The organism is Mangrovibacter phragmitis (assembly GCF_001655675.1).
Taxonomy (GTDB): domain Bacteria; phylum Pseudomonadota; class Gammaproteobacteria; order Enterobacterales; family Enterobacteriaceae; genus Mangrovibacter; species Mangrovibacter phragmitis.
The window spans coordinates 78,784-98,050 of the sequence record NZ_LYRP01000022.1; the positions used below are offsets into that span (position 1 = coordinate 78,784).

The 19,267-nt window shown below is 50.8% G+C and carries 15 protein-coding genes; 10 read left to right on the forward strand and 5 right to left on the reverse strand.

Going from position 1 to position 19,267, the window contains the following annotated elements:
* Positions 1–30 precede the first annotated feature (30 nt).
* Positions 31–771, forward strand: a complete 741-nt coding sequence (cysQ, locus tag A9B99_RS13500; RefSeq protein WP_064598291.1) for a 3'(2'),5'-bisphosphate nucleotidase CysQ — start codon at positions 31–33, stop codon at positions 769–771.
* Here the strand turns inward: cysQ and A9B99_RS13505 are convergent.
* Positions 761–1,318: a YtfJ family protein gene (locus A9B99_RS13505; RefSeq protein WP_064598293.1), complete on the reverse strand. Its 558-nt coding sequence runs from the start codon at positions 1,316–1,318 to the stop codon at positions 761–763. The genes cysQ and A9B99_RS13505 overlap by 11 nt on opposite strands.
* Positions 1,319–1,649: 331 nt before the next feature.
* Between A9B99_RS13505 and A9B99_RS13510 the strand changes: the two genes are divergently transcribed.
* The gene (locus A9B99_RS13510) at positions 1,650–1,856 is read left to right on the forward strand and encodes a DUF1107 domain-containing protein (protein ID WP_036103080.1); all 207 of its coding nucleotides are present in this window, start codon (positions 1,650–1,652) and stop codon (positions 1,854–1,856) included.
* Between the two features lie 108 nt (positions 1,857–1,964).
* On the opposite strand, the gene paeA is transcribed toward A9B99_RS13510, so the two are convergent.
* Together paeA and msrA are read right to left on the reverse strand one after the other, a co-directional pair.
* Positions 1,965–3,302 (reverse strand): polyamine export protein PaeA, encoded by a 1,338-nt coding sequence (gene paeA, locus A9B99_RS13515; protein WP_064598295.1) that lies wholly within the window; start codon positions 3,300–3,302, stop codon positions 1,965–1,967.
* Positions 3,303–3,469: 167 nt separating this feature from the next.
* On the reverse strand, positions 3,470–4,111 hold the full coding sequence (gene msrA / locus A9B99_RS13520) for a peptide-methionine (S)-S-oxide reductase MsrA (RefSeq protein ID WP_064598297.1): 642 nt from the start codon (positions 4,109–4,111) through the stop codon (positions 3,470–3,472).
* 364 nt (positions 4,112–4,475) lie between these two features.
* Here msrA and tamA point away from each other — a divergent pair, with 364 nt between their 5' ends.
* From tamA to A9B99_RS13535, 3 genes are read left to right on the forward strand one after another with little or no spacing between them, the layout of a single operon-like run.
* Positions 4,476–6,209, forward strand: a complete 1,734-nt coding sequence (tamA, locus tag A9B99_RS13525) for an autotransporter assembly complex protein TamA (protein WP_064598298.1) — start codon at positions 4,476–4,478, stop codon at positions 6,207–6,209.
* Positions 6,206–10,015, forward strand: a complete 3,810-nt coding sequence (tamB, locus tag A9B99_RS13530) for an autotransporter assembly complex protein TamB (RefSeq protein ID WP_064598300.1) — start codon at positions 6,206–6,208, stop codon at positions 10,013–10,015. The genes tamA and tamB overlap by 4 nt, the downstream gene beginning before the upstream one ends.
* 2 nt (positions 10,016–10,017) lie before the next feature.
* Positions 10,018–10,365 carry a gamma-glutamylcyclotransferase family protein gene (locus A9B99_RS13535; protein ID WP_064598302.1) on the forward strand — a complete coding sequence of 116 codons (348 nt, stop codon included), beginning with the start codon at positions 10,018–10,020 and terminating at the stop codon, positions 10,363–10,365.
* 390 nt (positions 10,366–10,755) lie between these two features.
* Here the strand turns inward: A9B99_RS13535 and ppa are convergent, their stop codons facing one another.
* Positions 10,756–11,286 carry an inorganic diphosphatase gene (gene ppa, locus A9B99_RS13540; protein WP_064598304.1) on the reverse strand — a complete coding sequence of 177 codons (531 nt, stop codon included), beginning with the start codon at positions 11,284–11,286 and terminating at the stop codon, positions 10,756–10,758.
* A gap of 393 nt (positions 11,287–11,679) precedes the next feature.
* On the opposite strand from ppa, the gene ytfQ reads away from it, so the two are divergent.
* The 5 genes from ytfQ to A9B99_RS13565 all read left to right on the forward strand — a co-directional run bounded on the left by ytfQ (position 11,680) and on the right by A9B99_RS13565 (position 17,933).
* The gene (gene ytfQ, locus A9B99_RS13545; RefSeq protein WP_064598305.1) at positions 11,680–12,636 is read left to right on the forward strand and encodes a galactofuranose ABC transporter, galactofuranose-binding protein YtfQ; all 957 of its coding nucleotides are present in this window, start codon (positions 11,680–11,682) and stop codon (positions 12,634–12,636) included.
* 59 nt (positions 12,637–12,695) lie between these two features.
* Positions 12,696–14,198 (forward strand): galactofuranose ABC transporter, ATP-binding protein YtfR, encoded by a 1,503-nt coding sequence (gene ytfR, locus A9B99_RS13550; protein ID WP_064598307.1) that lies wholly within the window; start codon positions 12,696–12,698, stop codon positions 14,196–14,198.
* A 13-nt stretch (positions 14,199–14,211) separates the two neighbouring features.
* Positions 14,212–15,234 carry a galactofuranose ABC transporter, ATP-binding protein YtfT gene (ytfT, locus tag A9B99_RS13555; protein ID WP_064598309.1) on the forward strand — a complete coding sequence of 341 codons (1,023 nt, stop codon included), beginning with the start codon at positions 14,212–14,214 and terminating at the stop codon, positions 15,232–15,234.
* The gene (gene yjfF, locus A9B99_RS13560; RefSeq protein WP_064598311.1) at positions 15,221–16,222 is read left to right on the forward strand and encodes a galactofuranose ABC transporter, permease protein YjfF; all 1,002 of its coding nucleotides are present in this window, start codon (positions 15,221–15,223) and stop codon (positions 16,220–16,222) included. Before ytfT ends, yjfF begins: the two co-directional genes overlap by 14 nt.
* A 91-nt stretch (positions 16,223–16,313) precedes the next feature.
* Positions 16,314–17,933 carry a methyl-accepting chemotaxis protein gene (locus A9B99_RS13565; RefSeq protein WP_064598313.1) on the forward strand — a complete coding sequence of 540 codons (1,620 nt, stop codon included), beginning with the start codon at positions 16,314–16,316 and terminating at the stop codon, positions 17,931–17,933.
* A 213-nt stretch (positions 17,934–18,146) separates the two neighbouring features.
* On the opposite strand, the gene fbp is transcribed toward A9B99_RS13565, so the two are convergent.
* Positions 18,147–19,148, reverse strand: coding sequence for a class 1 fructose-bisphosphatase (gene fbp, locus A9B99_RS13570; RefSeq protein WP_064598315.1), 1,002 nt, complete (start codon positions 19,146–19,148; stop codon positions 18,147–18,149).
* Positions 19,149–19,267 lie beyond the last annotated feature (119 nt).

The following is a 19,267-nucleotide window of genomic DNA, read 5'->3' on the forward strand; positions in this document are numbered from 1 at the left end:
CCGTTTAGCGCTTAGCGTAAGAGGTGGATAATGTTAGAACAGATATGCCAGTTGGCGCGCGATGCCGGTGTTGCCATTATGGCGGTTTACCAGGGTGAAAAACCTGTAGAGGAAACCCATAAAGCTGACAATTCCCCGGTGACAGCGGCCGATATTGCCGCACACAAAGTTATTCTGGCTGGTCTCCAGTCACTGACCCCCGATATCCCCGTGTTATCCGAAGAAGCGCCTGCCGCGTGGGATGAGCGCCAGCACTGGCAACGCTACTGGCTGGTGGATCCGCTGGATGGCACCAAAGAGTTTCTCAAACGCAATGGGGAATTTACGGTGAACATTGCACTGATTGAGCAAGGGAAACCGGTTTTGGGTGTGGTGTATGCGCCGGTACTTAAGGTTATGTACAGCGCAGCGAATGGGAAAGCATGGAAAGAAGAGTGTGGTGTGCGCAAACAAATTCAGGTACGCGAAGCACACCCGCCATTAGTGGTCATCAGTCGTTCCCACGCCGATGCAGAATTAACAGAATATCTGGAACAACTCGGCGAACACCAGACAACGTCTATTGGTTCTTCGCTTAAGTTTTGCCTGGTGGCGGAAGGGGTTGCACAACTGTATCCGCGCTTTGGGCCAACCAACGTTTGGGATACAGGGGCGGGCCACGCAGTGGCTGTTGCTGCCGGGGCGCAAGTGCATGACTGGCAGGGGAAAACCCTTGATTACACACCACGAGAGTCATTCCTGAACCCCGGCTTCAGAGTCTCTATTTATTAACTAACTGGTGCAGCAGGCTAATCACTTGCTGCACTTCCTGAGGTGTCAGCGCACCATCTTTTACCCACGCCACATTCCCGGTTTTATCCAGCACAATAATGGCAGAGCTTTTCGGTTTTAAGCCCCAGGCTTTGCGAACCACGCCATCGCTGTCGACAATAAACTGCGACCAGGGGTACTGTTTTTTACTGTCTTCAATGCTGTTACGTACAAACAGACTGGTTCCTATAATTGCATCGTCAGTATTCACGATGCTGGTGGTCTGGTAGCGGTCTTTCGGCAGGCCTGCGTGCTTGATAGCTTCAATAAGCGGGTCATTCATCTCTTTTGCCGACGTCCGCCCGGCAAGATGCTGGACAACGCGTACTTTGCCAACCAGTTGCGCACTATTCCAGGGCTGATAGCTGAACTGATCATTTTTCAGTAACAATTCTCCTTTATCGTTTACCCCCGTTGGCGGTACGCGCTGATTTAACGTCAGGTTATGAGCCGATGTTACCAGGGGAAGCAGCAGCAGGGCGAATGCCAGCAGGTTGCTCAGTCTCATCATCGATATCCTTTTGTTTTATTGCAGGTGATCGGACCAGATGGCCCTGAGCTTTAAGCATATCGGTTTTTTGTGATCCATATTGGCAAAGACGGTGCCAGTTTGTGGGCGCGCGCACAATTTGACATGATTTTGAATACTTATACTGGGCAGTGTAGAGGTTTGCAAAGAATCCTCTGAAATACTGTCATAGAAAGGTAAAAATAATTATAGGCACTAGGGCTTTTCTGACCCTTAGGCTATATTTAATAACGTTGTTTATTCCGCTCCTTAATACGACTGAGTCAGATTTGACTGTCGGAGGCGGCGGTATTGCAGGAGAAAGTAAAAAATGAAAATCTTTCAGCGTTACAATCCACTTCAAGTGGCTAAGTACGTAAAAATCCTGTTTCGTGGACGGTTGTACATCAAGGACATAGGTGCATTTGAATTTGATAAAGGTCGCATTCTTCTACCCAGGGTAAAAGATAAGCAACATTTAGCTATCATGTCTGAGGTCAACCGCCAGGTAACACGTTTGCAGGCAGAAATGGCTTAGGTTCCGGTAGCGCAGACAAAAAAACGGCCCTTGAGGGCCGTTTCTGTTTTTGTACCTCACTGGCCTGGCACGTTCCTCTGCCTGGCCGGGCAAAAATGCAGGGCGTTATCAGGCAACGCTCTTGTCTGAAGAGTCAGGAAGTTTGGGTACCAGGGTAACGGGCTTGCTGTCCAGCCGGGTAACCAGTAACTGATCAATGCGGAAGTTATCAATATCCACCACTTCAAACTTGTAGCCGGAATATTTCACCGCATCGGTTCGTTTGGGGATCTTACGCAGCATAAACATCATGAAACCACCAATGGTTTCATAATTATCTGATTGGGGAAATTCATCGATATCCAGTACGCGCATTACGTCATCAATAGGTGTTCCACCTTCAACCAGCCAGGAGTTTTCATCACGGGCAACAATTTGCTCTTCCATGCCCTGGCCTACCAGATCACCCATCAGCGTAGTCATCACATCGTTCAGCGTGATGATCCCAACAACCAGTGCGTACTCATTCATAATCACCGCGAAGTCTTCACCGGCACTTTTGAAGCTTTCCAGCGCTTCAGATAACGTCAGCGTATCCGGTACAATTAACACATTGCGGATATGCACACCGCTGGTCAGCACCAGACTTTGGTTGACCAGTACACGGTTCAGTAACTCTTTAGAATCGACATAGCCAATAATGTGGTCGATATCTTCGTTACACACCAAAAACTTGGAGTGTGGGTGTTCTGCCACTTTGGTTTTGAGGCTGTGCTCATCTTCATGTAAATCGAACCAGATAATGTTCTCGCGTGATGTCATGGAAGAAGGCACTGTGCGGGATTCCAGTTCGAACACGTTTTCAATTAACTCATGTTCCTGTTTACGCAGCACCCCGGCCAGAGCGCCAGCTTCGACTACGGCGTAAATATCGTCAGGCGTGATATCGTCTTTGCGCACCATTGGCAGCTTGAACAGGCGGAAAATCACGTTAGCCATACCGTTGAAGAACCACACCAGTGGACGGAAAACCAGCAGGCAGAAGCGCATGGGGTTGATTATCCGTAAGGCGACCGCTTCCGGCGCTATCATACCTATGCGTTTCGGTGTCAGGTCCGCCAGCAGAATAAACATGCCAGTAACCAGTGAAAAAGAGAGAATAAAGCTCAGTTGCTCTGACCACTCCGGTGCCATAAAACGGATGAGCAGGCTCTTGAAGGCAGGTGAGAATGCCGCGTCGCCAACAATACCACCCAAAATAGCCACAGCGTTCAGGCCAATTTGCACCACGGTAAAGAACATGCCGGGGTTTTCCTGCATTTTCAAAACGCGTTGCGCGTTTATGTTGCCTTCATCCGCCAGCAACTTGAGTTTGATTTTACGGGAGGCCGCCAGTGAAATCTCAGACAACGAGAAAAACGAACTGACGGCGATTAGACAGAGTATGACTAATATACTGTTTAACATATCTTATCCGGCGTAACGCCAGATCCTCGGAAGGGAAAGTTGATTATCCATGTGACAGACACTAAAAACCGGCCCGTAAGCGCTGGGCCGGCAATTTCGTATTCAGTATAACCTAAGGGCAGCATGGCCTGCCAGCAGGCGATGATTTAACCAGTTTTCATGTGAAATTACGACTGAGGCGGCAGGCAAACGCCAATTCCTCCGAGCGCGCAGTAGCCTTCCGGATTTTTGTATAAATATTGCTGATGTTCGTCTTCCGCATAGTAAAACGGTAGCGCCGTGGCAATTTCTGTTGTTACCGCCCGATTGTCATTTTGCGCCTTCATGGCTGACTGGAAGCGAACCAGGCTGGCTTTCGCCGCAGCCGACTGTTGTTCGGTTAGCGGGTAAATGGCAGAGCGATACTGGGTACCAATATCGTTACCCTGGCGCATTCCCTGAGCCGGATCGTGATTTTCCCAGAATAGCTGCAATAACTGCTCATAACTGATCACGGCCGGGTCATAAACAACACGCACTGCTTCTGCGTGGCCGGTTTGCCCGGTACACACTTCGCGGTAAGTTGGATTGGGGGTAAAACCACCGGTGTAACCTGCCGCGGTACTGTATACCCCAGGTTGTTGCCAGAACAGGCGCTCCACACCCCAGAAGCATCCCATCGCAAATAATGCCACTTCCATACCATCCGGAACGTGGGTCATTGAGTGTTCATTAACGGCGTGTAACCGGGCGACAGGCATCGGAGTTTTACGCCCGGGTAATGCTTGCGACTGTGCCACAGGCGTCGACTTGGTAAACAAATTTACCATGGTTTTCTCTCCACTTTTCAGAAACTGGACTGCCCTTGGGCGGTTGTCACAGGCACTATATTTGCACACAATATACGCTCTGTAATCCAGCGCGTTCATTTTTGTTACAGTGCGTCAACATAACCTACTGTCATAGCAAAAATTATCGGGTGCCTGTTTTTCAGACTGGCTGTTTGCCCGCCAGTTACCGGCCCTCGTAGTAAGACGGCCATCAGGCGGATTGCAGCAAATACGGCTACGCTAACTAGTAGAAATATCAGGGCCGGTATCTGTTTTTCAACCTCAAGTGTTGAGGTTTTGTTATGCCGCGGAGCGGTTCATGTTGTATCCCAGGGGTGGGAACAAGGGAAGATCAGGAGAAAAAGTGCCTCATATCCGAATCATTTGTTGCGTAAGTTTGTTACTTACCAGCAGCCTGGCCAGTGCGGCCAGCGTGCGTTTGCAAGTTGAAGGACTGTCGGGAGAATTGCAAAAAAACGTGCGCGCGCAGCTTTCAACCATTGAAAGTGATGAAGTCACGCCAGACCGCCGTTTTGAGGCACGCGTGGATGATGCCATTCGCAAAGGGTTGCGGGCACTCGGTTATTATGAACCTGTGATTGATTTTGATTTACAGCCCCCACCGAAAGTTGGCCGCCAGGTGCTGATTGCTAAAGTCACGCCGGGTGAGCCGGTCAGAATTGGTGGCACTGAGGTGATTTTGCGCGGTGGGGCGAGCAAAGACCCGGATTACCTCGCACTACTGAAAAAACGCCCGGCAAAGGGCACTATCCTGAACCATGGAACCTACGAAAACTTTAAAAAATCACTGACAACCGAAGCCTTACGTAAAGGCTATTTCGACAGCGATTTTAAAAAGAGCCAGTTGGGTGTGTCGCTGGGCAGGCATGAAGCTTTTTGGGATATCGACTATGACAGTGGTCAGCGTTACCGTTTCGGCACAGTGACCTTCAAAGGTTCACAAATTCGCGATGAATACCTGCAAAACCTGGTGCCCTTCAAAGAAGGTGATTACTACACCAGTAGTGACCTTGCCGAACTGAACCGCCGGCTCTCCGCCACAGGCTGGTTTAATTCTGTGGTTGTGGCGCCAGAGTTTGATAAATCTCGCAAAACTAAAATATTGCCACTTGAGGGCGTGGTCACACCGCGTACAGAAAATACAGTTGAAACCGGGGTTGGTTACTCCACTGATGTAGGCCCACGTATCAAAGCGTCGTGGAAAAAACCCTGGGTTAACAGCTATGGTCACAGCCTGACCACCAGCACCAGCCTGTCTGCGCCGGAGCAAACGCTGGATTTCAGTTACAAAGTCCCCTTGCTGAAAAGCCCGCTTGAACAGTACTACCTGTTGCAGGGAGGGTTTAAGCGCACCGATCTGAACGATACCCAGGCCGACTCCACAACGCTTGCGGTGTCTCGCTATTGGGAACTGGATACCGGCTGGCAACGGGCACTGAACTTGCGCTGGAGCCTTGACCACTTTACCCAGGCCAGTGTCACCAATACCACGATGTTGATTTACCCTGGTGTGAGTTTCAGCCGTACCCGCTCGCGTGGCGGGCTAATGCCAGTCTGGGGAGATTCTCAACGCTATTCAGTCGATATCTCCAACACGTCATGGGGCTCAGATGTCGATTTCCTGGTGATGCAGGCCCAAAACACCTGGATTCGCACCCTGGCAGAGCGCCACCGTTTTGTAATGCGCGGCACTGTTGGCTGGATTGAAACCGGGGATTTCGACAAAGTCCCTCCTGATTTGCGTTTCTTTGCCGGAGGCGATCGCAGTATCCGTGGTTACTCATATAAATCCATTTCACCGAAAGACAGCGACGGTAAACTGATCGGGGCATCAAAAATGGTTACCGGCTCGCTGGAATACCAGTACAACGTAACTGGCAAATGGTGGGGCGCGGTGTTTGTTGATTCAGGGGAAGCAGTAAGTGCGATTGACGCGAATGATTTCAAAACCGGTGCAGGTTTTGGGGTGCGCTGGCAGTCGCCGGTTGGGCCCATTAAGTTAGACCTTGCCATGCCGGTGGGGGATAAAAAGGAACATGGCGTGCAGTTTTACATCGGTCTGGGGCCTGAATTATGAGTCGTTGGAAAAAAATCAGCCTCGCCGTCATTCTGGTGGTGGTATTTATTTTTGGTGTTGTGGGCTTCCTGGTGGGAACCACTCCGGGGTTGCATGTGTTGTTCAGTGCAGCGAACCGCTGGGTACCAGGGTTGCATATTGGCAATGTAGAAGGGGGCTGGCGTAATCTCACGCTCAGCCAGATTCGCTACGAACAGCCAGGCGTTGCGGTAAACGCCGGGCGGGTACATTTGTCTGTCAGCCTGCGCTGCTTGTGGCACAGCAAATTTTGCATAAATGATTTAGCGCTGAAAGACATCAATGTGGCCATCGACTCCAGCAAAATGCCGCCGTCAGTACCGGCTCAGGAAGAAGAGAGCGGGCCGCTTAATTTAAGTACACCTTATGCCATCACGTTATCGCGAATTGCGGTTGAAAACGTCAATGTCAGTATTGATGACACAACGGTCTCGCTGATGGCATTCCACAGTGGCGTCAACTGGGAAGGTCGTAATCTGACCATTACTCCCACCACCCTTGAAGGCCTGTTAATAGCCCTGCCGAAAACGCCGCAAGGCGCAGCGAAAGCGGTGGTTGAAGCAAAACAGGCGGTTACAGCGGGCGACAAACAGCGCACAGGCGCAACACAGCAAGTACAGGAACCACCACTGGGCGAGACGCTGGAAAAACTGTTTGCCAAACCGCTGCTGCCAGAAATGGACCATGTCACTCTGCCTGTTAATCTCACCATTGCGCAATTTACGGGTAAGCAACTACGCCTGACAGGTGACAGCGATATCACGGTCAATAAACTCCTGCTCAAAGTGACGGGAACCGACGGGCACCTGAAACTCGATACTCTGGATGTCGATTCCAGTGAAGGGCTGGTGAACGCCAGTGGGAAGGCTACCCTCAGCGCAGACTGGCCGGTTGCTCTCACCCTGAACGCTTCGTTGAATACAGCGCCGCTGAAAGGCGAGAAAATTAAACTCAACCTTAACGGCGGCCTGCGCAGCAAACTGGGGCTGGGTCTGAACCTTTCTGGTCCGGTAAACCTGGATGTCAGTGGTGAAACACAACTGGCGCAAGCCGGGTTGCCGGTTAACCTGCAAGTGTCATCGCCACAGCTCGCCTGGCCGCTGGAAGGCGCGGCGCAATATCAGGTACACGACCTTAAGCTGTCTGTTACCGGAAGCATGCGCAATTACCAGGTGAGTTTCGCTTCCCGTGTGAAAGGCGACCAGGTTCCCCCGGCAGCAATTACGTTAAATGGCAAAGGCACTACACAGCAGTTTGTACTGGATAAATTGCGCATCGCGGCGCTGGAGGGGAATACCGATTTAACTGCGGTGGTTGACTGGAGCAAAGCGATAAGCTGGCACAGTGAACTGACACTTGCGGGCATTAACACCGCGAAACAATACCCGGACTGGCCTTCCCGGGTGGACGGTGTGGTAAAAACCCGTGGCAGCCTGTATGGCGGCACATGGCAAGTTTCCGTACCGGAAATAGCCCTGAAAGGAAATGTGAAGCAGAACCCGCTCAATATCGAAGGGAATCTGCGTGGTAACAGCTACATGCAGTGGCTTATCCCGAAACTGAACATTGCGTTAGGCCGTAATACCGTTGCAGTGCAGGGTGAAGTGGGTGAAAAAACACTGAAGCTTGATGCCAGCATTGATGCGCCAGCGCTGGATAATGCACTGCCTGGTTTAGGTGGTACCGCAAAAGGGCTCGTAAAAGTGCGGGGCGATATGGCTGCGCCGCAACTATTTGCTTCGATTCAGGCCCATCGCCTGCGCTGGCAGGCGCTTTCTGTCAGCTCAGTGAATGTCGATGGCGATATCAGCTCGGGTGAGCAAATTGGCGGGCACCTGAAAGTGCTGGTGGGTAATATCACCCAGCCAGGTCTCGCGATAACGCGTGTCGCGCTAAATGCAGAAGGTAATGAGAACCAGCACCAGATGAAACTGGAGATTTCCGGGGAGCCTGTATCCGGCCATTTAAGCTTGAACGGGCACTTTGACCGCCAGCAGGAACGCTGGCAGGGCACACTGAGCAATACCCGCTTTGACACGCCGGTCGGCCCCTGGTTATTAACCCAGCCCGTATCGCTGGATTACCGCAACCAGGAGCAACGCATTGCGATAGGCGTTCATTGCTGGCGCAACCCCAATGCGGAACTTTGTGTTCCACAACCGATAGAAGCCGGGCACAGTGGCCGGGCGCGTATCAACCTTAACCGCTTCGACCTGGCGATGCTGAAAGACTTACTGCCGGAAGGCACTAAAGCCTCAGGTGTATTCAGTGGTAACGCGGATGTATCCTGGGACAGCACTAAGCCCGGTTTACCAGAGGCGTCCATTCATTTGGCCGGTAAAGGGGTGAAGGTTAACCAGGCAATGAGCAACGGGCACCTGCCAGTGGAGTTTGACGCACTGACAGTAAACGCGGCTATACATAATGACCTGGCACAGGCCGACTGGCTGGTGCGCCTGGTCAACAATGGTCAACTGGATGGCAAACTCCAGGTCAAAGACCCACAAGGGCGGCGGCAACTGTCTGGCAATGTCAATCTGACCAACTTTTCACTGGATTTCCTGAACCCTGTCTTTACCGCAGGTGAAAAAGCGAATGGTAAAGTTAATGCCCGCCTGACATTGGGCGGTGATGCCCAAAAACCACAGTTATTCGGCCAGGTGCGGATGAGTGACCTGGGGTTGCAGGCCAACTTTATGCCTTTCGATATGCAACCGAGTGATGTCACTATGGCCTTCACCGGTCAGCGTTCCACCCTGCAAGGGACAGTACGGACATCAAAAGGGCAAATCAGCCTGAGCGGTTTTGCCGACTGGGCGCAACTGGATAACTGGAAAGCGCAAATCGCCGCCAAAGGCAGCCGGGTGCGTATTACTGTACCACCAATGGTGCGCATGGATGTCTCGCCGGATATCGTGTTTGATGCCACACCTTCGGTGTTTATGCTGAACGGCAGCGTGGACGTTCCCTGGGCGCGTATTGTGGTGCATGATTTACCCGAAAGTGCAGTGGGTGTATCAGATGATGAAGTGATGCTGAATGACAACCTGCAGCCTGTTCAGCCCAAAACTGCATCTATTCCAATTAACAGTAACCTGAAGATTCATATTGGCAACAATGTGCGTCTGAATGCCTTTGGCCTGAAAGCCCGGCTGGATGGTGACCTGAAAGTGGTTCAGGACAAACAAGGCCTGGGCCTTAACGGGCAGATTAATATTCCTGAAGGGCGCTTCCATGCCTACGGTCAGGATCTGATCGTACGCAAAGGGATTCTGCTGTTCTCCGGCCCGCCGGATCAGCCTTCTCTCAATATTGAAGCAATTCGTAACCCTGATGCCACACAAGACAATGTGGTGGCTGGGGTGCGTGTCACGGGGATGGCGGATGAGCCGAAAGCAGAAATCTTCTCTGACCCTGCTATGTCGCAACAGGAAGCGCTGTCGTATTTACTGCGTGGACAGGGTCTGAGTAGCGAACAGGGTGATGGTGCAGCCATGACTTCCATGTTAATTGGAATGGGGGTTGCACAAAGTGGGCAGGTTGTGGGTAAAATCGGAGAGACATTTGGCGTCAAAAACTTGTCGCTGGATACCACAGGTGCGGGGGATTCTTCTCAGGTGGTGGTCAGCGGTTATGTACTGCCGGGTCTGCAAGTGAAATACGGGGTAGGTATCTTTGACTCACTGGCAACGCTCACCTTGCGTTATCGGCTGATGCCTAAGCTGTATCTGGAAGCGGTGTCTGGGGTTGATCAGGCGCTCGATTTGCTCTATCAGTTTGAGTTTTAGCAATGCGAATATTTGTTTACGGCAGTTTACGACGCAAACAAGGTAACAGTCACTGGATGACCAACGCGCAGTGGTTAGGCGATCATACAGTAGAACATTATCAGTTATACAGTGTGGGGCATTATCCTGGCGCTGTGCCGGGAGAAGGAACCGTTTTTGGTGAAGTATACCGTATTGATGCTTCCACTCTGGCTGAACTGGATGCGTTGCGTACCAAAGCGGGGGAATACAGCCGGCAGTTAATTCAAACGCCGTTTGGTTCCGCCTGGATGTATGTCTACCAGCGCTCTGTTGAAGGGCTCACTTACATTGATACAGGTAACTGGCTGGACAGAGATAAATTCAAGTAACCCGCCGGTACTGTTAGTAAGTTCACCACAAAAGCACCGCCAGAAGCCTGGCGGTGTTTTTTTCTTGATGCCCTGATGCACTTTCCCCGGTCATGCTTGTTTCTCCCGTTCACAACGCCAACCTGAATAACCTGGTTGTATTGCCGGATAGCACACTTCGGTGGTGAGTGATACATGCATAATGTGCGCAGCAGCTTCTTGCTTGTGACCGGCCTGCCTGATTTACATGTGCTTAATCAGTAGAGTGAAAACAGGAAGAGTGTGTGTGGGAAAGGCATTATAAAACTTAAAAATTAAGCACTGCCGCAGGGCAGTGCTTAATGATTCATGCGCTGACTGGTGTTGTGAGCACCTCACCACCGGCATCGCGCCGCATGGCTGTATCAGGCATTATTTTTTGGCAGCGCGTTCGAAAGAAGCAACAATTTCAGCTTTAGCGGCTTCAGCGTTGTCCCAACCGTCAACTTTCACCCATTTGCCAGCTTCCAGATCTTTGTAGTGTTCAAAGAAATGGGTGATCTGTGCTTTCAGCAGTTCTGGCAGGTCGTTCACATCTTTAATGTGGTCGTATTCTTTGCTCAGTTTGGTGTGCGGTACCGCAACCAGTTTGGCATCTTCGCCAGACTCGTCGGTCATTTTCAGTACGCCAACCGGACGGCAACGAATAACAGAACCCGGCTGCAGCGGGTACGGAGTCGGCACCAGTACGTCAACCGGGTCACCGTCCAGAGAGAGGGTATGGTTGATGTAGCCGTAGTTGCACGGGTAGAACATAGCAGTAGACATGAAACGGTCTACAAACAGTGCGCCGCTTTCTTTGTCGACTTCATATTTGATAGGGTCAGCGTTAGCCGGGATTTCGATAACAACGTAGATGTCTTCCGGCAGATCTTTGCCTGCTGGTACGTTCAGTAAGCTCATGTCTGTTTCCTTTAATGTGTGGCAAACAAGTGCCGGGTATTATAGCCAACTGCGCCCGAATGTCTTCGCCTGTTTTTCTTAATCCGGAAAAGTTCGAAGTAAAAGGTAGCGTATTTTTTAGCACAAAAATCCATAAACCCAGCCGCATTATTTATAAATTCTTGTAACCGGTTACAAAAGAGAAATACCAGCGAATTCATTGGTAAAAAAAACGGCATACGCCAGTATGGTGAGGAGCCTCATCCAGCCCGATCCTTGACCAAAACTGGGTGTTAACAATTATGCTACTTTTTTGAATTGTGATGTAACGCATTCTGTTACATCCCGTATTGTCTATAGTTTCTCCTGCAGATGTACTTCTTACCAATAATAACCCTACGAGAGGACACGCTTATGTGGAAGCGGTTACTTTTAGTCTCTGCAGTTTCAGCGGCTATGTCATCAGCAGTAATGGCAGCCCCCCTGGTGGTTGGATTTTCTCAGGTTGGTTCGGAATCTGGCTGGCGTGCAGCAGAAACCAATGTTGCCAAAACGGAAGCGAAAGAACGCGGAATTACCCTGAAAATTGCCGATGCACAGCAAAAACAAGAGAACCAGATTAAAGCGGTACGCTCTTTTATTGCTCAGGGCGTGGATGCAATCTTCATTGCACCTGTGGTGGCGACCGGCTGGGAGCCTGTGCTGGAAGAAGCCAAAGATGCTAAGATCCCGGTATTCCTGCTTGACCGTTCTATTGATGTAAAAGACAAATCTCTGTACATGACCACGGTAACAGCCAACAACGTGCTGGAAGGCCAGTTAATTGGCGACTGGCTGGTGAAAACTGTCGCAGGTAAGCCGTGTAATGTGGTTGAGCTGCAAGGTACTGTGGGTGCCAGCGTAGCGATTGACCGTAAAAAAGGGTTTGCTGAAGCTATCGCCAAAGCGCCAAACATCAAAATCATTCGTTCCCAGTCTGGCGACTTTACCCGTAGTAAAGGTAAAGAAGTGATGGAAAGCTTCATTAAAGCGGAGAACAACGGCAAAAATATTTGCATGGTTTACTCCCATAATGACGATATGGTCATTGGGGCAATCCAGGCCATTAAAGAAGCCGGGTTAAAACCGGGTAAAGACATTCTCACCGGCTCTATTGATGGTGTACCTGATATCTATAAAGCCATGATGGCGGGCGATGCGAATGCCAGTGTCGAGTTGACGCCGGATATGGCTGGCCCGGCCTTTGATGCGCTGGAAAAATACAAGAAAGACGGTACGATTCCACCGAAAACGATTATCACTAAATCAACGCTCTATCTGCCAGACACAGCAAAACAGCAATACGAGCGCAAACTCCATATGGGTTATTAACCAACCAGGCTCAGGCTATTTTCATGGCCTGAGCCGTTTCCCTGACCGGAGACTCCGCGATGAACACCCGTGATAATCAGGAAATTTTGCGCACGGAAGGCCTGAGTAAATTTTTCCCCGGCGTGAAAGCGCTGGACCATGTCGATTTTCAACTACGCCGGGGCGAGATAATGGCCCTGTTGGGTGAAAATGGTGCCGGTAAATCAACATTGATCAAATGCCTCACTGGCGTTTATCAGCGTGATACCGGGGCTATTTACCTGGAAGGTCAGTCTGTCTCGCCGAAAAACACAGCAGACGCACAGCGCATGGGGATCGGTACGGTGTATCAGGAAGTTAACCTGCTTCCGAATATGTCTGTGGCCGACAACCTGTTTATTGGTCGCGAACCCCGCCGGTTTGGTTTACTGCAACGCAAAGAAATTTTCCGACGGGCCAGCAAGTTAATGGCTTCTTACGGTTTTGAACTGGATGTGCGTGAACCCCTGAATCGTTATTCGGTTGCCATGCAGCAAATTGTTGCTATCTGCCGGGCTGTGGACCTGTCAGCCAAAGTTCTGATTCTGGATGAACCCACCGCAAGCCTTGATACCAAAGAAGTTGAAATGTTGTTCACCCTGATGCGCCAACTGCGTGATCAGGGCACCAGCCTTATCTTTGTCACCCACTTTCTCGATCAAGTTTATGAAGTGACTGACAGAATTACCGTATTGCGTAACGGTGCGTTTGTTGGCACGGAGAACACCGCAGATTTGCCACAAATTGAACTGGTTAAGATGATGCTGGGCCGTGAGCTTGAACAAAACGCGCTGCAGCGAGCCGGGCGAACACTACTGAGCGACAAACCGGTGGTGGAACTTACCGGCTACGGCAAGAAAGGCGTAATCAAACCATTCGACCTGACGGTGCGCCCGGGCGAAATTGTCGGCCTGGCAGGCCTGCTGGGTTCCGGGCGGACCGAAACCGCAGAGGTGATTTTTGGCATTCGGCCTTCCGACAGTGGTCGTGTGGCAATTAAAGGCAAAACGATGTCGCTGCGTACTCCGCATCAGGCTTCCTGCGCTGGAATTGGCTTCTGCCCCGAAGACCGAAAAACTGACGGGATCATTGCTGCAGCTTCTGTTCGGGAAAATATCATTCTGGCGCTACAGGCACAGCGTGGCTGGTTACGCCCTATTCCGCGTAAAGAACAGCAGCAGATAGCCGAGCGGTTTATACGTCAGTTGGGTATTCGTACGCCAGGTATGGAACAACCCATCGAATTTTTATCTGGTGGGAATCAACAAAAAGTCTTGTTATCCCGCTGGCTGCTCACCAAACCCCAATTTCTGATCCTCGATGAACCGACCCGCGGTATTGATGTGGGCGCACACGCTGAAATTATCCGCCTGATAGAAACACTCTGTGCGGATGGTCTGGCGTTGTTGGTTATCTCGTCGGAACTTGAAGAGTTAGTGGGCTATGCCGACCGGGTGGTGATCATGCGAGATCGCCAGCAAATTGCCGAGATCCCCCTTAAAGATCTCTCTGTCGCCGCCATTATGAATGCCATTGCGGCATAAGGAGGAGATTGTGATGCCGCATTCGTTATCAGGTCCCGGGCAGCAGCGCCGCAGTTTCCGCTGGCCACAGGGCACCCCGCAATTGATTGCGTTGCTGTTGGTGTTAGTGGTGGACAGCCTGGTCGCTCCCCACTTTTTTCAGGTTATTTTGCAGAATGGCCGCCTGTTTGGCAGCCCCATTGATATCCTTAACCGTGCCGCACCGGTGGCATTACTGGCGATTGGTATGACGCTGGTAATTGCCACCGGCGGTATTGATTTGTCTGTTGGGGCAACCATGGCAATTGCCGGGGCCACAGCCGCCGCACTGACAGTGCAGGGGCATTCTCTGGCGGTGGTGATTCTGGCTTCACTGGGCGTCGGCATGCTGGCCGGGTTATGGAATGGTATTCTGGTCGCCATACTCAAAATTCAGCCATTTGTTGCCACCCTGATTCTGATGGTCGCCGGGCGCGGCGTGGCGCAGCTTATCACCTCCGGGCAAATTGTTACCTTTAACTCGCCCCATCTTGCCTGGCTGGGTAGTGGTTCGCTGTTGTTCTTCCCTACACCCGTGGTAATTACTCTGGTTACGCTGGTCGCGTTCTGGGTTCTGGTGCGCAAAACCGCACTGGGGCTGTTTATTGAAGCGGCAGGGATCAACATTCGTGCGGCAAAAAACGCCGGGGTGAATACCCGTATTGTCGTGATGCTTACCTATGTGTTGAGCGGTTTATGTGCGGCAATTGCCGGGGTCATTGTTGCGGCGGATATTCGTGGTGCCGATGCCAATAATGCCGGGTTGTGGCTTGAACTGGACGCGATTCTTGCCGTGGTTATCGGTGGCGGTTCGCTGATGGGTGGGCGTTTCAATATGGTGTTGTCGGTGGTGGGGGCGCTGATTATTCAGGGTATGAACACCGGGATTCTGCTGTCCGGTTTTCCGCCGGAAATGAACCAGGTGGTGAAAGCCATCGTCGTACTGTGCGTGCTGGTTGTTCAGTCACAGCGTTTTATCTCATTGATTAAAAGGTGGCGCCGCCATGATGAAGCGTAATTTGCCGCTGGTGATCACCCTGTTGGTGTTTATTCTCGGCTACCTGTTCTGCCTGGCTAAGTTTCCGGGCTTCGCCTCAACCCGGGTCATTTGTAATATCCTGACCGATAATGCCTTTCTGGGGATTATCGCTGTTGGCATGACCTTTGTGATTATCTCCGGTGGGATCGATCTTTCAGTTGGGTCGGTTATTGCTTTTACCGGGGTGTTTCTGGCAAAAGCGCTGGGTGACTGGGGGATGTCTCCGGTAGTGGCATTTCCATTGATCCTGCTGATGGGATGTGGGTTCGGTGCTTTCATGGGGTTACTGATAGACAGCCTGAAGATCCCCGCTTTTATCATCACCCTGGCCGGGATGTTCTTCTTACGGGGTGCCAGTTATCTGTTGTCTGAAGAGTCAATTCCTATCAATAACCCTGTCTATGAAACCTTATCCACTCTGGCCTGGCGTATACCTGGCGGTGGTCGCCTGAGTTTTCTGGGTGTGGTGATGTTAGTGGTGGTAGTGTTTGGCATTCTGGTGGCAAGCCGCACTCAGTTTGGTAACCGGGTCTATGCCATTGGTGGCAGTGCCACATCTGCGAACCTGATGGGGATTTCAACCCGCAGCACCACCATTGGCATTTATATGCTTTCCACTGGGCTGGCAACGCTGGCGGGGATTATTTTTTCTATTTATACCTCAGCGGGTTATGCTCTGGCCGGTGTTGGAGTGGAGTTGGATGCCATCGCGTCTGTAGTCATTGGCGGCACGTTACTTAGTGGTGGTGTGGGAACGGTGCTGGGTACTCTGTTTGGTGTGTCTATTCAAGGGCTAATTCAGACTTATATTAACTTCGATGGCACGCTGAGTTCGTGGTGGACCAAAATCGCTATCGGCATTCTGTTATTTATTTTTATTGCAATGCAGCGCGGCCTGATGGCGTTCTGGGAAGGGCGGCAAAGTGTTCCTGTTAACAGGGTTAACATAGAGCCAACAAAGACGTAACTTCATGAAAAATAATTAAACTTCCCCCGGTAGTGGACGATAACCGTACTGTTATATTTTTAATCGTTCTTGCCACTATCGGGGCTCTTTTATGTTACGACATCTTTCTCTACGTACCGCATTGCTCTCCCTGTTAGCCATAATGACATTTCTGATACTGATGGTAAGCGCAATCGGTATTTATGCGCTCCAGAACAGCGCCTCTTCACTACAGCAAATTAACAAGTTACACAGCCAGCAACTGGCGGTTATAAACCAGAGCTATATCGCCTTACTACGTGCGCGCAATGATGCCGGGCAGGCCGTTCGTTTAATGGAAATTGGCATGCTGGATGATGCCGCTACGTTGGTTAAAAAGGTTAATAGTAATATCGCCCGTGCACGTAAAAACATCACGACACAAGTTGCCGGTGGGATTAACGACACCAAAGGGGAGGAATTACTGCAGGCAGTAGGCAAAAGTTTCTCCGATTACGATGCACAAGGCATTGTTCCCATGCAGGCTGCACTGAACAAGCAAAGTGCAGATGACTATTATAACTTGCTGGAAAACCAGCTGGTGCCCCTGGCAAACCAGTTTGATGGCCGGATGAAGGCATTCCAGTCCTGGTCAACTGAATACAGTAACCAGCAGGTTCAGAGCGTACAGACCAGAAAGAACAGGGTATTGTACCTGATGGTTGTTGCGCTACTGGCAACTGTAGGAGTGATGGTTATTGCCTGGCTGATGCTGCGCCACCGCTTTTTGCACCCACTTGATAATGTCATAGCGCTGCTTGAGCAGGTCGCTCAGGGCGACCTGACCCGGACGGCCAGTTACCATAACCGCAATGAACTGGGGCGCCTGAGCCAGGCCATTGATGCCATGCGAACGGCTTTGGTGAATTCAATGAGCCAGGTGAAAAGCGCGGCACAGGGTATTGACCAGGGAAGCCAGATATTGCTTAACGGCAATACTGAACTGGCTCAGCGTACCGAAAGTACCGCCAGTTCATTAGAGCAAACAGCAGCCAGTATGGAGCAGATTACCGCGACAGCGAAACAGAATGCTGATAACGCTCATCAGGCCCATGATATGACGCTGCATGTGTCCGACACGGCAGATCAGGGGAGTGAGAAAGTCTGTTATGTCATCGAAAAAATGCAGGATATCGCGACCAGCTCCCGAAAAATCGGCGACATTCTTGGTGTTATCGATGGTATTGCCTTTCAAACCAATATCCTGGCGCTTAACGCCTCTGTGGAAGCGGCGCGTGCTGGTGAGCAAGGGCGCGGGTTTGCCGTGGTTGCCAGTGAGGTACGTAATCTGGCTCAGCGCAGCGCCGATGCTGCAAAAGAAATTCGCTCTTTAATCCTGGCCTCCCGTGAACACGTTGATGAAGGCCAGCAACTGGCCCTGGAAGCCGGGGAAACGATTGATGAGATAGCCACGGAAGTCTTGCGCATGACCAAACTGGTGCGTGAAATAGCCACCGCTTCTGAAGAACAACGCCATGGAATTGAGCAAATTAATATCGCGGTGAATCAGATGGACGATGCGGCACAACAAAATGCCGGCCTGGTACAGGCTTCTGCTTCATCTATGCAGGCGATGGAGAATCAGTCACGGCAACTAATGGCTGTGGTTCGGGAGTTTAAACTGGCTGAGGATGCCTCTGTGGTTGAAAGTGATAAGCAAAAAGCTGAACAGCCGCTGGCACTCCCTGCCTGATACGCAATACAAACAGGGCGCTGATACGCCCTGTCAGATTGATGAAAAAGAAGGAAAAAGCGTGGTTTTTCCTTCTTTTTAGTTAGCAGCCGAAAATCAATAAATTGATTTTCCTTGTTTTTTATTGGGTGACATCCTCTCTTTCTGTGCGGACATGAGGTTTGTCATCAGACTCAGGGCGCTTATACGCCCTGTTTGACCTGATTACCAGGCTTACAATGAATCCGGGTATTCGCGCATAAAGCGCTCCAGGTCATTAACCATTTGTTCTGTACCCACAAAGAACGGGCGGCGCTGGTGCAGGCTGTCTGGCTGAATATCCAGAATACGCTGTTTACCATCACTTGCTTTGCCGCCAGCCTGCTCGGCCAGGAACGCCATAGGGTTGCATTCGTATAACAGGCGCAGTTTGCCTTCCGGGTAGCTTGCTGTGCTGGGATACAGGTACAGACCGCCTTTCAGCAGGTTACGGTGGAAGTCAGCAACCAGGGAACCGATATAGCGGGAAGTGTATGGACGGTTGGTGGCCTTGTCTTCTTCCTGGCAGTACTTAATGTACTTTTTCACACCTTGTGGGAATTTAATGTAGTTCCCTTCATTAATGGAGTAGGTGTTGCCTTTCGGTGGGAAATTCATGCGCTCCTGAGACAGGCAGAAAACCCCCAGTGATGGATCGTAGGTAAAGGCATGAACACCGCAACCGGTTGTGTAAACCAGCATGGTGGATGAGCCATAGACTACGTAGCCTGCAGCCACTTGCTGGTTGCCGGGTTGCAGAAAATCTTCCAGAGTAACAGGCGTGCCGACTGGTGTAACGCGGCGGTAAATAGAGAAGATAGTACCAACAGAGACGTTAACGTCGATATTAGTAGAGCCATCCAGTGGGTCCATCAGCACAACATATTTTGCATGCTCACACCCTTCGAAAACAACAATTTCGTCTTCTTCTTCAGAAGCGATGCCGGCAACGATATCGCGGGCTTTCAGTGCAGCTTTCAGTTTCTCATTGGCAAACAAATCCAGCTTTTGCTGTTGTTCACCCTGAACATTCTCGGCACCACTGGCACCCAGAATATCAACCAGACCTGCTTTGTTGATATCGCGGTGGATGATTTTGGCACCCAGTTTTATCGCCGATAACAATGCAGTGAGTTCCCCGGTGGCGTGAGAAAACTCGTGCTGCTTTTCGACAATAAATTCACCTAACGTTTTCATAACACTTTCCCTGCATTCAGTGGAGTAAAGCGGTTGAGTAAAGCGAATAAAACAATACTAACAAAGTTTAAAATAAACGCGCACAGATGAATCGCGCCAGCAAGGATGGGATTTCGCTG